This is a genomic window from Gardnerella sp. DNF01189 (assembly GCF_049244195.1).
GTDB classification, from domain to species: Bacteria; Actinomycetota; Actinomycetes; order Actinomycetales; family Bifidobacteriaceae; genus Bifidobacterium; species Bifidobacterium swidsinskii.
On the sequence record NZ_CP058385.1, the window covers coordinates 286,165 to 301,953 of the forward strand.

11 protein-coding genes and 1 tRNA gene are annotated in these 15,789 nt (G+C 41.6%); all 12 read left to right on the top strand.

Features of this window, described 5'->3' with window-relative positions:
* Positions 1–165 precede the first annotated feature (165 nt).
* Positions 166–639, top strand: a complete 474-nt coding sequence (locus HXT41_RS01155; protein WP_012914095.1) for an FtsB family cell division protein — start codon at positions 166–168, stop codon at positions 637–639.
* Between the two features lie 111 nt (positions 640–750).
* Entirely contained in the window at positions 751–2,427 is a 1,677-nt protein-coding gene (locus HXT41_RS01160) for a DUF501 domain-containing protein (protein ID WP_421788819.1), read from the top strand.
* 42 nt (positions 2,428–2,469) lie between these two features.
* Positions 2,470–2,553 (top strand) — tRNA-Leu (locus tag HXT41_RS01165).
* Between the two features lie 291 nt (positions 2,554–2,844).
* A complete protein-coding gene (locus HXT41_RS01170) occupies positions 2,845–3,819 on the top strand; it encodes a cation diffusion facilitator family transporter (protein WP_410310497.1) in 975 nt (324 codons plus the stop codon).
* A 112-nt stretch (positions 3,820–3,931) separates the two neighbouring features.
* Positions 3,932–4,840, top strand: coding sequence for a TrmH family RNA methyltransferase (locus tag HXT41_RS01175; RefSeq protein WP_421788758.1), 909 nt, complete (start codon positions 3,932–3,934; stop codon positions 4,838–4,840).
* Between the two features lie 70 nt (positions 4,841–4,910).
* Positions 4,911–5,978 (top strand): phenylalanine--tRNA ligase subunit alpha, encoded by a 1,068-nt coding sequence (pheS, locus tag HXT41_RS01180; protein WP_033888768.1) that lies wholly within the window; start codon positions 4,911–4,913, stop codon positions 5,976–5,978.
* A 5-nt stretch (positions 5,979–5,983) separates the two neighbouring features.
* On the top strand, positions 5,984–8,605 hold the full coding sequence (pheT, locus tag HXT41_RS01185; RefSeq protein WP_004111426.1) for a phenylalanine--tRNA ligase subunit beta: 2,622 nt from the start codon (positions 5,984–5,986) through the stop codon (positions 8,603–8,605).
* 257 nt (positions 8,606–8,862) lie between these two features.
* A complete protein-coding gene (locus HXT41_RS01190; RefSeq protein WP_032842537.1) occupies positions 8,863–9,402 on the top strand; it encodes an arginine repressor in 540 nt (179 codons plus the stop codon).
* Between the two features lie 274 nt (positions 9,403–9,676).
* Positions 9,677–10,891 (top strand): argininosuccinate synthase, encoded by a 1,215-nt coding sequence (locus HXT41_RS01195; RefSeq protein WP_285089365.1) that lies wholly within the window; start codon positions 9,677–9,679, stop codon positions 10,889–10,891.
* 38 nt (positions 10,892–10,929) lie between these two features.
* Positions 10,930–12,447, top strand: a complete 1,518-nt coding sequence (gene argH, locus HXT41_RS01200) for an argininosuccinate lyase (RefSeq protein ID WP_421788759.1) — start codon at positions 10,930–10,932, stop codon at positions 12,445–12,447.
* 166 nt (positions 12,448–12,613) lie between these two features.
* Complete coding sequence (gene tyrS, locus HXT41_RS01205) at positions 12,614–13,933, top strand: tyrosine--tRNA ligase (RefSeq protein WP_012914103.1); 1,320 nt, start codon at positions 12,614–12,616, stop codon at positions 13,931–13,933.
* A gap of 152 nt (positions 13,934–14,085) precedes the next feature.
* Complete coding sequence (locus tag HXT41_RS01210; RefSeq protein WP_012914104.1) at positions 14,086–15,717, top strand: hypothetical protein; 1,632 nt, start codon at positions 14,086–14,088, stop codon at positions 15,715–15,717.
* Positions 15,718–15,789: the final 72 nt, after the last annotated feature.

Genomic DNA, 15,789 nt, shown 5'->3' on the forward strand with positions numbered 1-15,789 from the left:
TTTGTTCGTCAGTTTTTTTAATTTTAATAACGAATAAATGTGAGTTACTGTAAATGTAGCGTGACTGTAAATGTGGCACAACAGCATTTTGCATCTAAAAGCGCGTAAGATACTAGCGGAATGTATGATGTTTTCACGTCGAATACATCAAGTAATTTAGAGAGTATGGTTATGAAAAAGCGTCGTAAAACAGCATTAGGTGAAGATGTAGCACCATTGCAACAGCGTCGACTACTTTCAGGACCACTTGTGTTTTTATTTATGGTTTTTGTAGTTACTGTTGGTTCAATTGAGTGCATTTCAACAGTTAGAAATTATGCGTTAAGCTTATCTGAGCTTCATGCACTTCAGCGTGAAGAAAGTGATTTACGTGAACAAAAACGTACGTTGGATAATAATATTGACCGATGGAAAGACAAAGCATACGTTACCGCTCAAGCTAGAGATCGTCTCGGCTTTATTTTTCCCGGTGAGCAGGCTGTTCGCGTAGAGCATCCTGAAGCAGTAACTGGAAAAGTTCCGAATGAATTTGCTCAAGAAAATAGCGAAACTAAGACTCATTCAGTCTTGCCTTGGTATAGTGACTTAATGTATGCAATACATAAAGCAGACAAACCAGATACTGTGCCATCCTTATAACATATAAACTGATAAAATATATAAACTGATAAAGTAAAAGATTATTTATTTGTAAAACAGCTTTAACAGGAGTAGAAACGCATGGCTAACAGCCAAGAAAGTTCAGATAAAATGCAGAACAGTAATAAGAAATATATTCCAGAAGAAGCTGTGAAACGTTTATTTACTACACCTGCAAGTGATGCTGAGCGTACAATTGTTGAAAAGCAACTTGGAAGATTCCCTAGAGGAATGGTAGCTGTTGGTGCGCGTTGCGTTTGTGGTAGACCTCTTGCTGTTATTACTAGACCATGCTTAGAAGATGGCACACCATTCCCAACTACATGCTACCTTACCAGTCCTGAAGCTGTAAAAGCGGTGTCTCGCGTAGAAGCAGACGGTATTATGCGAGAATATAACGAGCTATTGCAATCGGACGAAGATCTGAAGAAACAGTATGAGCGTGCGCATAAGTATTATTTGGAATTCCGTCATGAATTAGCTGTGTCTTTGGGGGATAGTGAAGAGCATATTAGTCAGATGAGCGCTGGTGGAATGCCAGTTCGTGTTAAATGCTTGCATGCTTTGCTCGCGCAAACATTGGTAATGGGCAAAGGTGTAAATCCGATTGGTGACATGATGCTAGAGCGCATTAAAGATGAGTTTGATCCTAACGTGTGCCGTTGTACTACTCCGTGGAGCGATGATGCATATGCTACTGAAACGGAAGTTGTTGTGGAAGACGAAACGATTGCAAAAGATAAAACTGCAGAGGGCGAAGCTGTGAAAAGCGACACGACTACTTGTGCAGAAAAAACAGTACAGGTTGCCGCAATTGACTGTGGTACGAATTCTATTCGACTAAAAATTGCGCAAGTTTCTGAGCATGGAATGAAAGATATTGTACCTCGTATGCTTCGCGTTGTTAGACTAGGTCAGGGAATTGACGAAACTCATCGTTTCGCAGATGACGCTTTGGAGCGAGTGAGGGATGCTGCGCACGAATTTGCGCAAGTTTTGAAAGAACATCCAGTTGATGCGATTCGTTTTGTGGCAACTTCAGCTACACGAGATGCTGAAAATCGTGAGATTTTTGAACAAATGATGATTGATGAGCTTGGTGTTCGTCCTGAAGTTATTAGTGGTACTGAAGAAGCAGCTCTTAGCTTCCTTGGTGCAACAAGCGTTGTGTCTCGCGATGAGTTGCAGCCACCGTATCTCGTAGTTGATTTAGGTGGAGGTTCTACTGAGTTAGTGCTTGGAGGGGATGGGGACTGCTTGCCGGCGCACAAGGTTTCTGCAGCATACTCCATGAATGTTGGTTCTGTTAGAATGACGGAAAGGCATTTGCATACTGATCCTCCTACGGAAGAGGAAATTCAAGCTGCGATTGAAGATATTGACAAGCATATTGATGATGCTTTCAAAGTTGTCCCTGCAGGGCGAGCTCGTACTATTATTGGCGTTTCTGGAACTGTGACAACTATGGCTGCTTTGACTATGGGATTGCAGCATTATGATCATACTGCTGTCGATGGTGTGCATATTGGATTAGAGCAGGCTTATGCTGTTAATAATCGCTTTTTGCGTATGCCTAGGGACTGCAGGCGCACGTATGCGACGATTCACCCAGGGCGTGTGGATGTTGTCGGCGGTGGAGCAGTGATTTGGAGCCGTGTGTTGGAGAGATTAGCAAAAGCTGCGTATGAGGATCACGGTGGGGTTTTGGATACGTTTGTTGCAAGTGAGCATGGTTTGCTTGACGGAATTACGCTTGATTTGGGAAGAAAGTTACTCGCCACACGCTGAGCTTGTTCTTTGCTTAGATATATGGCATAATAAGTGATTGCTGCCTCTGTGGCGGAATTGGCATACGCATCAGACTTAAAATCTGACGCCCTTACGGGCTTGTGGGTCCGAGTCCCACCGGAGGCACAAACAAAGCGCTGCACAGTTTTTAGCTGTGTGGCGCCTTTTGCTTTTCTGTTGGTTTTACCTATAACCCATAATGCGTGCATGTTGACAGCTTGTGATTACATAGTTATAGACAAAGTAATTGATAATAGTGAACCCCGGCTTAGGCTGGGGTTCATTGCGTATAAGGCAAAATGCGAATGATATTGAGAAACGATATCGCCCAAATATTTTAATATTTTAGGAGGTTGGAAAGTGCATAATCATAACGATGTAATTCAAACTAACGGCACTGGTTCACGCTCAAGCAGTGTGAATGCAAATGTCAACTCTTCCGATACTAATTACAATAACGCCAACGCAGCTTCCCAAGCAGAAGCAATTCACGCAAGTCATGCACATCAGCATCGTTTGCTTCTTACGCTTTCTCTTACTGCAACTGTGTTCTTTGCTGAGGTAATTGGTTCTTTCATAACCAATTCCTTGTCGCTTCTTATAGACGCAGGTCATATGCTTACAGACATTTCGGTTCTTGCAGCTTCAACAGTTACTGCAATTCTTATGCGTCGTCGTCCAAATAGTAAGCGCACGTGGGGTTGGGCGCGTCTTGAGGTTATTACAGCTGCTGCGGGAGCTCTTATTTTACTGCTTGTAGGAGTGTATGCTCTTGTTGAAGCTGGAATGCGTCTTTTTGGTAGTGGCCATCAAGGCATTCACGATGTAAATCAGCTGCTATTCTTTGGTATCCTTGGTTTAGCTGCGAATTTAGGTTCTCTTGTAATTCTTATGTCTCAATCGCAAGACAATATGAATATGCGTGCTGCTTTTCTTGAGGTTATGAACGATGCTCTTGGATCTGTTGCAGTTGTAGTCTCAGCTATTGTAATGATGAGTACAGGTTGGGCAGGTTTTGATGCTTTAGCTGGCGGTATTATTGCGCTTCTTATGATTCCTCGTGCGTTAAAGCTTCTTAAGAATGCTGTTAAGGTTCTTCTTGAGCAGACTCCTGAAGGTCTTGATTTAAACAAAGTTCGTGAACATCTAGAGCATGTTCCTCATGTTCTTGCAGTTCATGATTTGCACGCTAGTACTGTCTCTACTGGTATGCCGATTTTTATGGCACATGTTGTTGTGGATCCTAATATGACAATGACTCAATGCTCTCAGGTGCTTTCCCAGCTTCAGGACTGCTTGCGCGAGCATTTTCCTGTTTCTGTCTCTCACACTACTTTCCAGCTTGAGCCTAAGGGTTATACCACTTCTAGTGCTTCAGAGCATCATGAATAGAGTTTATAAGGTTTTGCTTATAAGTCTTGTTGTAAAGAACGTGACAAGTTTGCATAAATACGTGAATGCGTATTTCCTGTGTCGTAATTGTTTTTGAAGTAAAGTTATATTTATGCCGTTAAAAGAACTAATTGATAATACTCACAGTGAGCGCGTGCGCAGACTCGTTTCTTTAGGTCGCGCAAAGTCGCATGATTTGCAGCGTTTTTTAGTTGAAGGTCCGCAAAGTGTGCGCGAAGCTGTACGTTATGTCACAGATTCGTTATGTGATATTTATGTTACTAAAGATGCTTGTGAAGGTAATGAAAAGGAAAGTTCCCAATTTTCTTCTTTGCGGGAAATAGTTAAAGAAGCTTTATCTCGATCTTGTTATGTTCATCCTGTTGAGTCGAATATTATGCAAAAAATTAGTGCTGATTCACAGGGAATTGTTGCGGTTGTTAATTCGAAATCTTTGGACGATATTTATTTTAGTGAGTTTAAAAATTTGCAACAATCAGCACAAGTGAAAGTAAAAAACGATTTTAAGCCTCTTCGTATTGCAGCTTGCTGGCAGGTAAGAGATCCTGGCAACGCTGGTGCTATTATTCGTGTTGCAGATGTTGCTGGATGCGATGCTGTTGTTTTTGTTGATGATTGCGTAAGTCGGTGGAATTCTAAGCTTGTGCGTTCGACTGCTGGCTCACTATTTCATCTTCCTGTAGTGCAATTAAGCGTTCAAGACTGGTTCGAATGCGCTGCAAAAGCAAATATTCGAGTTATTGCAGCTGATATTTACGGAACTGACAAGATTAAACCTGTGCCATTTCCAAAAATTTTAGTCAATTCCGAGGTTATTAGCAGTTCTTTGGCTATTTTATTTGGCAATGAAGCTAGAGGCTTACCTAAAGAAGTATTGCAACAGGTTGACGATATTTCAATAATTCCAATATATGGAAAAGCGGAATCAATGAACCTTGCAACAAGTGCAGCAGTAATGCTTATGGGCTTGGCTATGTCGAGTCATGAGCGAAAAATATAGCTTTGGGCAATATTTTGCAATAGCGTATATAAACAATGAATATACGTATAACACAGATAGGAAAGGTGCTGTGACCGATAATAAGCCATTCGATATTAAAGCTGTAAGTAAAGCAGTAAAAGAAGGTATTGCTAGCGTTACAGCTGCTCAAACTATGGAAGAGCTGAAGGCTGTTAAAACTAAGTATGCTGGCGCGCAGTCAGTGATGACTGTTGCAAGTAAAGCAATTGGTTCTTTGCCTGCGGATCAAAAGAAGGAAGTTGGCAAGGTGATGTCAACTTTGCGAGCTGATTTTGGTCGAGCTTTTGCAGAAGCTACAGAGCGAATTAAAGCTGTTGAAGAGGCTAACATGCTTTCTGCAGAAACTGTAGATATGACTCTTCCAATTAATCGTAAGCCTTTAGGTGCTCGTCATCCTATTGCTCGTATTATTGAGGATTTTGAAGACTTCTTTGTGTCTATGGGTTGGCAGATTTCTGCAGGTCCAGAAGTTGAAACTGAATGGTTTGATTTTGATGCATTGAACTTTGGTCCGGATCATCCTGCGCGTCAAATGCAAGATACTTTCTACGTTCAGGGTAATCAAGCTAAGGATGCTGCAGGCTTTGTTGGTTCAAACATGGTTTTGCGCACGCAAACTTCTTCTGATCAAGTACGTGCGTTAATTGAGCGTGGAGTTCCTCTGTATATTGCTTCTCCTGGTAGAGTGTTCCGCACTGATGAACTGGATGCAACGCATACTCCAGTTTTCCATCAATGTGAAGCTTTGGCTGTAGATAAGCATTTAACAATGGCTGATTTAAAGGGTGTTCTCGATCGTTTAGCTGTTGCGATGTTTGGTCCAGATGCAAAGAGCCGCTTGCGACCAAGCTACTTCCCATTTACTGAGCCTAGTGCTGAGCTGGATCTTTGGTTCCCAGATAAAAAGGGCGGTCCAGGCTGGATTGAATGGGGCGGTTGCGGAATGGTTAACCCTAATGTGTTGAAGTCTGCAGGTTTAGATCCACAAGTGTATACCGGTTTTGCTTTTGGTGTCGGCTTGGAGAGGACTCTGCTTCTTCGTCACGATATTAACGATATGCATGATTTGGTTGAAGGCGATAAGCGCTTCAGTGAACAGTTTGTAATGGGGGAGTAAAACTCATGCCAATGGTAGATATTGACTGGCTCAAAGATCATGTTGAAGTGCCAGAAGGTTTAACTTACGAACAGCTTGCTAAAGATTTAGTTCGTGTTGGTTTAGAGGAAGAAGAAATTCATACTTCTCAAGTTACCGGTCCAATTGTTGTCGGTTACGTAGTTGATGCAACTCCTGAACCGCAGAAAAATGGCAAAACTATTAATTGGTGCCATGTTGATGTTGGAGATAAATACAACGATGTTGACGAGAACGGCAAGAAAGTTCCTCGTGGCATTGTTTGCGGTGCTCCTAATATGGCTGCTGGTGAAAAGGTTGTTGTAACTCTTCCTGGTGCTGTTCTGCCTGGAGATTTTAAGATTGAGCCGCGTAAGACTTACGGTCATATTTCTGACGGTATGTGTGCTTCAGAGCGTGAGCTTGGTTTGGGAGATAGCCACAATGGCATTATTTTGTTGCGTGAATATGGCTTCTCTAAGGCTGAATATGATGAGTTGAAGCCTGGCGACGATGTAATGGAGTTGTTGCATCTTAATAAGCCGATTTTGGAGATTAACATAACGCCTGATCGTGGATATGCTTTCTCTTATCGTGGTGTTGCTCGTGAATATCATCATTCAACTGGTGCTGTTTATACGGATCCTGTTTCAAAGTTAAATGAGCAAGTATCGCAAATTAATGATGAAGGTCACAAGACTTCAGATATTGACGTGAGTATTGAAGATACTAATCCAATTCATGGTGTACCTGGTTGTGATCGATATTATGCGCGTGCTGTACACGGTTTTGACTCCACTTGTGCAAGCCCACGTTGGATGCAGCGTCGTTTAACGCGTGCAGGTATGCGCAGTATCTCTCTTGCTGTTGATATCACTAATTATGTCATGCTTGATTTGGGTCAACCTCTTCATGCTTATGATTTAGACAAAATTGAAGGTCCAATTGTAGTTCGTCGTGCACATGAGGGCGAACATCTTACGACTTTGGATGGCAAAGATCATGAATTGCATGTTGAGGATTTAGTTATTTGCGATTCTCCTCGTGGAAACCATGGTTCACGCGTGCTTGGCTTGGCAGGTGTTATGGGCGGCATGTATGGCGAAGTTACGAGTGAAACGAAAAATATTTTGATTGAGGCAGCTCACTTTGATCCCGTTTCAATTGCTCGTACTGCTCGTCGACATAAGATTCCTTCTGAGGCTTCTCGTCGTTTTGAGCGTGGCGTTGATACCCAATTGCAGCCAGCAGCTGCACAAATGGCTGCAAATCTTTTGGAACAGTTTGGTGGAGCTAAGCCATCTACATCGCCGTGTGATGTCAATAATACTCAGTCGCGAAATGTGATTGTGTTTAAAGCTAATGAAGTGCAGCGAGTTGCCGGTTTGGATGTTGATTTGAATCGCATTAGCGATATTCTTACCGATATTGGTTGCTCTGTTGCTGGTGGTGGCAATGGATCCTTCTCCGTTCTTCCTCCAACTTGGCGTCCTGATTTGAATGAACCTTGCGATTTAGTAGAGGAAATTGCTCGACTTGTTGGATATGATGAGATTCCTGTTAAGGTTCCTGCTGTTCCTGTTACTGGTCGAACTGGCTTAACTGCGCAACAGCAAACTAGACGAGCTATTGCTTATGAGTTAGCGGAAACTGGTTTTGTTGAATCTTTAAGCTATCCATTTGTTGGTGAGGAAGATATTAAAGCTTTCCGTCAAAATGTGGATGAAGTTGCTGAAGTAAGTGTTCGTATTGCTAATCCTTTAGCTGGAGACAGGCCTTGGCTTCGTCGTTCTGTTTTGATGACTTTGGCTGGTACTGTTCGACGCAATCTTCATCGTGGTTTAACAGATATTTCCATGTATGAGCTTGGTCATGTGTACTTTAGTGATCCAAATGCTCCTGCAATTCCTGCATTACCTGGTTCTGTTAGACCTTCTAATGCTGAGCTTGCTGCGTTGGATGCTGGATTACCGGAACAACCTTTGCATGTTGCTGCTTTGCTAACTGGTCATGCTGAAGAAACTGGTTGGCTTGGTACTCATAGAGATGTTGATTGGAGCGATGCTGTTGAAGCACTCCAGCGAGTTGGTAAGAGAATTGGTGTTAAGTTCATTCTCGAACAGTTTAAAGCTCAAGATGCTCCATCTTCTTGGCATCCTGGTCGTAGTGCTCAAGTTTGTGTTCTTGCTGAAGATGGTTCAAGCGTCAATCTCGGTGTTGTTGGCGAATTGCATCCACATGTTTGTGAAGCGCTAGATTTACCTAAGCATTCTGCAGCATTCGAGCTTGATTTAACTGAATTGTTTAAGAATATGATTATGAAGCCTGTTCAAGCTAAACCAATTTCGACTTTCCCTCCTGTAAAGCAAGATTTCGCTTTCACTGCACCAATTGAGTTGAAAGCGAATGAATTGCAGTCTGCTATTGAAAAGTCTGCTGGAGATTTGCTTGAATCTGTTGAGTTGTTCGATGTGTATGAGGGTGAGCAGCTTGGAGAAGGTTTGCGTTCTCTTGCTTATTCCGTAACGTTCCGAGCAAATGATAGAACACTTTCTGGCGAAGAGATGGAAGAAGTTCGTAAGAAGATTACGGATGCTGCTGAAGTCTTGCACGCAACTTTGCGAGTGTAAAATATAATATATTTTAGTTAATGCGATTGTGCATACGTTCTAATAGTAGTATGCATAATCGCATTTATTGTATTATTAACTCTTTTTCTTTTTATGTAAAGTAACATCTATTTTTTAAATAAAATATAGCATTTTCATGCATAATAGATATGTGTGACGAAGAACACATAAATAATTTTTTTATGCATGTAGATATGTATACATATATTCGTATATATTTAATTGAAAATATGTTTATGAAAGGTTTTGATAAAATTATGATGAATCCAGAAACGGATGCAGAATCAAATAACGAAGTGTCAATAAAACAGCAACGTCCTGCAACAAAAGCAGCGCGTTTAAACGCTATTGAACAAGCGTTACTGGCAGAAGTGATTACTTCTCAATCTCAACTCGCTAAAGTGTTGGCGCGTCATGGTTTTAATGTTACTCAAGCTACTTTGAGCCGAGATTTAGATGAGTTAAATGCCGTTAAAATTCGATTGACGGATGGCAGGATTGCGTATGTGCTTGGCGATGGTACTGGCAATCGTCATGCTATGGATACTGTGCGAATTGATCAGCAAGTTGCTCGCACTTTAGCAGGTCTTGTCACTGAAGTTGGACATGCAAATAATATTGTTGTTATTCACACTCCATCAGGCGCTGCACAATATGTTGCAAGTGTTATAGATCGTCAGCCTTTGAAAGGTATTTTAGGATCAGTTGCTGGAGATGATACAGTTATTATGGTTTGCGTTTCAAATGAAGAAGCTGAAAATCGAGCAAATTGGATGCTTTCAGTAGCTTCTCGTTAAACAATTTATTAAAAAATATTGTGGCTATTTAATTAAATATTGTATTAAAAAATAATTTTGCAGTAACGAAAAGATTTATACGCGTGCAGTGCATTGTTGAGCTGCGCGCGTTTTTACATGTATAACTATAATTGATATATTTTTTATATTTTATAATAACTCTTCGAAGATGATAAAAATATAATAATTTTTTGGCGCATCTGTTGATTTTATTTTAGATGTATAATATGCTCTTTATTGTTTATTTATTCAATACATGACCTGGGAGGTCACAATGACTAATAAAAAACGTATTGTCTTGGCGTATTCAGGTGGCCTCGATACTTCGGTAGCAATTCCATACCTTAAAGAGCAAACAGGTCAAGACGTTGTAGCTGTGTCGCTAAATGTTGGTCAAGGCGGTGAAGCGCTTGAAGTAATTAAGAATCGTGCTTTGGCTTGTGGTGCAGTTGAGGCATATGTTGTCGATGCTCGCGAAGAATTCGCAGATAATTATTGCATGCTTGCATTAAAAGCTAACGCAATGTATGAAGACGTGTATCCATTGGTTTCTGCTCTTTCTAGGCCTTTGATTACTCGCCACTTAGTGAATGCAGCTCATCAATTTGATGCAGACACAATTGCGCATGGTTGCACCGGCAAAGGAAACGATCAGGTTCGTTTTGAAGTTGCAATCCAATCTTTGGATCCAGAATTAAAAGCTATTAGCCCAATTCGAGACTTGTCACTTACTCGTGATGTTGAAATAGAATTCGCTAACGAGCACAAGCTTCCAATTGAACAAAGCAAGAAAAGCCCATATTCGATTGACCAAAACGTGTGGGGTCGTGCAATTGAAACCGGTTTCCTAGAAGATCCATGGAATGCTCCGACTGAAGAGTGCTATTCTTATACGCAAAATCCTCTTGAATCTCAAGAACCGGATGAAGTTACAATTACTTTTGAAAAAGGTATTCCAGTCGCAATTGACGGTCATAGCGTAACGCCTTTGCAAGCAATTGAAGAAATGAATGCAAGAGCTGGAGCGCAAGGAATTGGACGAATCGATATTATTGAAGATCGTCTTGTAGGAATTAAATCTCGTGAATTGTACGAAGTTCCAGGTGCTCAAGCTTTAATTGTTGCACACCAAGAGCTTGAAAATTGCTGCCTGGAGCGTGAGCAGCATAGGTTAAAGCGTGCTCTTGATAAAAAGTGGACTGAATTTGTCTATGATGGTCAGTGGTTCTCTCCAGTTGTGCGTTCTCTTAACGCATTTATTAATGAAACTCAAGAGCATGTTTCTGGAGAGATTCGAATGACTATGTATGCTGGCAAAGCTGTAGTTACTGGACGTCGTTCTGAGGAATCATTGTATGACTTTAATTTAGCAACGTATGATTCTTCAGATACATTTGATCAGCGTGCTTCCAATGGATTCATTGAAATCTACGGATTGTCTAGCAAGGTTGCAGCAGCAAGAGATATGCGCGTTGCAAACAACAACTAATACGATATATATATAAAAAGATATAAAGGTAATAAACTATGCACGATGCAACAAAAGCAGCAGCCGCAGAACTAGAAAATAATGAAAGTAATAATACTAATCACCCTATTGCATTGTGGGGTGGACGATTTAGTTCAGGTCCTTCAGCAGAGCTGACGAAACTAAGCAAGTCCACACAATTTGATTGGCGATTAGCGGATGATGATATTGCTGGTTCTAGAGCTCATGCGCATGCGTTGCATCGTGCAGGTCTTCTTAACGAAAAAGAGTATGCTGATTTATCTTGTGCATTAGATGAATTGCAAAAGCATGTAGATGACGGAACTTTCGCACCCATTGAGGAAGATGAAGATGAAGCTACAGCATTAGAGCGCGGTTTACTTGAAATTGCTGGAAATGAGCTTGGCGGAAAGCTTCGTGCAGGTCGCTCTAGAAATGATCAAATTGCAGCTTTAATACGTATGTTTTTGCGTAGGCATGCGCGCATTATTGCATCATTATTGTTGTCAGTTTGCCAAGCGTTGCTGAATCAATCAAAAAATGCAAAAGACGCGGTGATGCCGGGTCGCACTCACATGCAACATGCTCAACCAATTTTGCTTGCGCATCAGTTAATGGCACATGTTTGGCCGCTTTTACGAGATGTAAATCGCTTCATAGATTGGGATTTGCGTGCAGATGAAAGCCCTTATGGAGCAGGAGCTTTGGCAGGCAATACTCTTGGTCTTAATCCAGAAGAAGTAGCTAAAGAGCTTGGTTTTTCTAAAGTTTGCGCTAATTCTATAGACGCAACTGCAAGTAGAGACTTAGTCGCAGAATTTTCATTCATCGCAGCAATGATTGGCGTTGATATATCACGATTAAGTGAAGAAATTATTATTTGGAATACTCAAGAATTTGCATTTGTTCGTTTAGATGATGCTTATTCAACTGGCTCATCGATTATGCCTCAAAAAAAGAATCCAGATATTGCTGAACTTGCTCGCGGTAAAGCTGGTAGATTAATAGGCGATTTAACTGGTTTAATGGCAACTCTTAAAGGTCTTCCTACTGCTTATGCTCGCGATTTGCAAGAAGATAAAGAAGCTGTTTTTGATCAAATTGACACTTTAGAAGTGCTTCTTCCAGCTTTTGCTGGAATGGTAGAAACTATGAAATTTGATCTAAATAGACTTTATGAACAGTCTTCTACTGGTTTCGCTCTTGCTACAGATATTGCAGAATGGCTTGTAAAAAAGGGTGTTCCATTCCGTAATGCTCATACTTTGTCTGGTTTGTGTGTAAAGCGAGCTGAGGAAATTGGGGGAGATCTTGCTGATTTAAGCGATGATGATTTTTTAAATATTCTAAGCGGTTTTGTTGATAGCGCAGAAATTGCGAATATTAGAACAATATTGTCTAGTGCTGGATCTGTATCTGCCAGATGCGGTCGTGGTGGTACAGCCTTCGTGCGAGTTAAAGAGCAAATTGTAGAGACTGAAAACGCAATGGATAATTATTATAAATTTGCAAATTCGAAAAGTGATGGCTCTGCTTATATCTCGCCTATAAAATAATTTTAAAATTAGATTATTAGCTGTCACGTTATAGTGCCAAATATTGTACTTTATGATATTTGGCACTTTTTTATTATGCGTGTCGTCATGTGCTGCAAAAATTGAAAGGCTTGTGGACGCGCAAAGCGCCCGATATTTATCGGTATTCTGTATTAAGGAGATACGAATGGCTCAGGTCAGGAACTACAAGGAAGCAGGTTTTGCTTCTTTGTTTGAAGAGCTTAAGTGGCGTGGATTAATTTCACAATCTACTGATGAGCAGCAGCTTGCTCAAGCGCTTGACGGAGAACCATTAACGTATTATTGCGGTTACGATCCTACTGCTGCTTCATTGCATATTGGTAATCTTGTACAGCTTATTAATATGCGCCATTTGCAGGCTGCAGGTCATCATCCTATTGCTTTAGTTGGTGGTGCCACTGGTTTGATTGGTGACCCTCGTCAAAGCGGAGAACGCACTCTTAATTCTAAGGATATTGTGGCTGGCTGGGCTGAACGTTTGCGTAAGCAGATTGGCAGAATTTTGCCTCTTGATGGTGAAAATCCTGTTCGTTTTGTCAGCAATTACGACTGGGTTTCTAAGATGTCTGCTATCGACTTCTTGCGTGATGTTGGTAAGAATTTCCGTGTTGGCACAATGCTTTCTAAGGATATTGTGGCTCGTCGCTTAAATTCCGATGAAGGTATTTCTTTTGCTGAGTTTAGCTATCAAGTTTTGCAAGGCAACGACTTCTTGTACTTGTTTGATAATTACGACGTAACTTTGCAACTTGGCGGTTCGGATCAGTGGGGTAATCTCACTTCCGGCATGGATTTGATTCGTAAGGTTCGTGGCACATCCGTAAACGTGTTTACTAGCCCGATTATTACAGATAATCAAGGTCGTAAGTTTGGTAAGTCAGAAGGTAATGCCATGTGGCTTGATCCTTCTATGCTTAGCCCTTATCGCTTCTACCAGTTCTGGTTCAATCAGCCTGATGATGAAGTTGTTAAGTTGCTTAAGGTGTTCACTTTCTTGCCAAAAGATGAAATTGAGCGTTTAGCTCAGCAAATTCAGGATGATCCTGGAAGTCGTGAAGCTCAGCGCGTGCTTGCGTGGGAAGTTACAAGTTTCGTTCACGGTGAAGATTTAACAAACCAGGCTATTGAAGCTTCTTCCGCTTTGTTTGGACGTGGTGATCTTTGCAATATTGATGAGCAGACTCTTGAAGCTGCTTTAGATGGCGTTAAGGTTAAGGCTGAAGACGGTAGTTTAGATTTCGCTAAGGCTAAAGTTGCAGATCGTGTTGTTGAGGCTGCAGTTGCCGCTGGTCTGTTCCGCACTGTTTCTGAAGCTCGTCGTGCTATTGAAGCAGGCGGTTTGTATCTGAATAATGAACGTGTAAGTGGTGTCGACGATGTGTTAAGTGAGGGCTCTTTCTTGCACGGTCGTTTCGCTTTGCTTCGCCGTGGCAAGAAAGCTATCGGTGCCGTAGAGCGCGCTTAATAAATGTTTGTGATTTATTAAAAATACATCTGTTGTAAGCTTGCTGCTTGATGTATGCTATAGCTTGCTTCAGCAGATGTTTAGTTGTTTTATGAATATAATTAAAATGTGATTTTGTAATAAAATTGCACATAGATGAGAGGTATGCCAGAATGGGCGAAGAACGCGAACACTCGCGGAGTGGTAAGAAATCTTTTGGTGAACGTGGTGGATTTGGTCATCGCAATGGTGGTAAAAGTAGCGAGCGTCGCGGTGGTTTCCATAAGGATGGTTTCCATAAAGGCGGTTTTAAGAAGGGTGGTTTCCGCCGTAATGATGATGACCGTGAAGAGAGCTTCCACTCTGGCGTAAAGCGTGATGGTGATCGTCGTTTTAACCGTCATGACGATCGTAAAGATGACCGTCGCGGTGGTTTTAAGAAGAATGGTTTTAAGAAGGACGGATTCCGCTCAGAGAATCGCGATAATGATCGTCGCTTTGATCGTAACCGTCATTTTGATCGTATAGATGATTGTCGCGATGACCGTCGCTCTAGAGATTTTGAACATTCTGGTGAAGAAGGTGGCAACCCACGCTACAAGAAGTTTGATGGTGAACATCGTTTTAACCATCGTGACGATCGCAGGGATAATCGTCGTGAGAACCATAGCAATGGCGATTTCCATAAAGATTTCCATAAAGGCTCTAAGGGTGGCTTCCGTGATGACCGCAGAGACGATCGTCGCGATGAGCGCAGAGATAATGAGCGTCGTTTTGATCGTCGTGACGATCGCAGAGATAATCGTAGCACAAATTCGCGTAGTAACTTCCGCTTTGAAGATGGTCCACGCCGCAATTCTGACGGAACTGTTTCTTATCCATCTCAAAATCCTTATACAGCACGTCGCCCTGGTGAACCTAAGATGCCAAAAGGTTTGGAATGGGCAATGCTTTCTAAAGAAGATCGCGAGCGTTTGCGCGGTCTTTCAAAGGAGCATGCTGAAAATATTGGTCTTCATATTCTTGCAGCTTATACTTTGCAAGAAGAAAATCCTGAACTTGCATTAGAACATGCAAAGTGGGCTGCTAAGCAAGCTTCTCGTATTGATTTTGCTCGCGAAACTTTAGCTTTTGTGGCCTATCGTCAGGGCGATTACAAGCTTGCTTCTAAGGAATTCCGCACTGCAATGCGAATGAATGGTTACCTTGATTATTTGCCATTTATTGCCGATTGCGAGCGCGGTATGGGAAATCTAGATAAGGCTTTAGAAATTTGCATGTCAGATGAAGCAAAAACCTTAAGGGGAGAAGTAAAAGCCGAAATGTTCCTCGTTTATGCAGGTGTTTTGGCTGATACTGGTCATGCTGATAAGGCTATTGAATTGGTTCATGCAATGGGTCGTTCAAAGGGTCTTCCTGGGGAGTATCGTATGCGTGCAGTTCAAGCAGAACAATACTTCTTGGAAGAAGCCGGGCGTAGTGACGAAGCAATTGAATTAGAGTCTTTGCTTGATAAGCTTGAGCAACAGTATGCTGATGTTGATGACGAAGATATAAATCCTGATGATATTGTTATCGACTATGATTTAGAGCATTTGAATGATGACATGATGGATGAAATTGGCATGAGTGAAGATGATGCTCAATTTGCTCCTGATGAAGAATCTGATGAATATGCTGATGAAGAATCTGAAGCAACTGAAGATTCTGAAGATTTAGAAGACTCAGAAGAGACAAGTAACTCTGAGAATGCGGATAATACGGATACAATCGAGATGAGTGCTGTTCACGCTGACGAAGAGTAGTTCGTAACATTTGAATATTTGCGCCCGGCTGCTTTTAAGTAAGCCGGGCACTTGCTGCTTTGAGAGTTGATA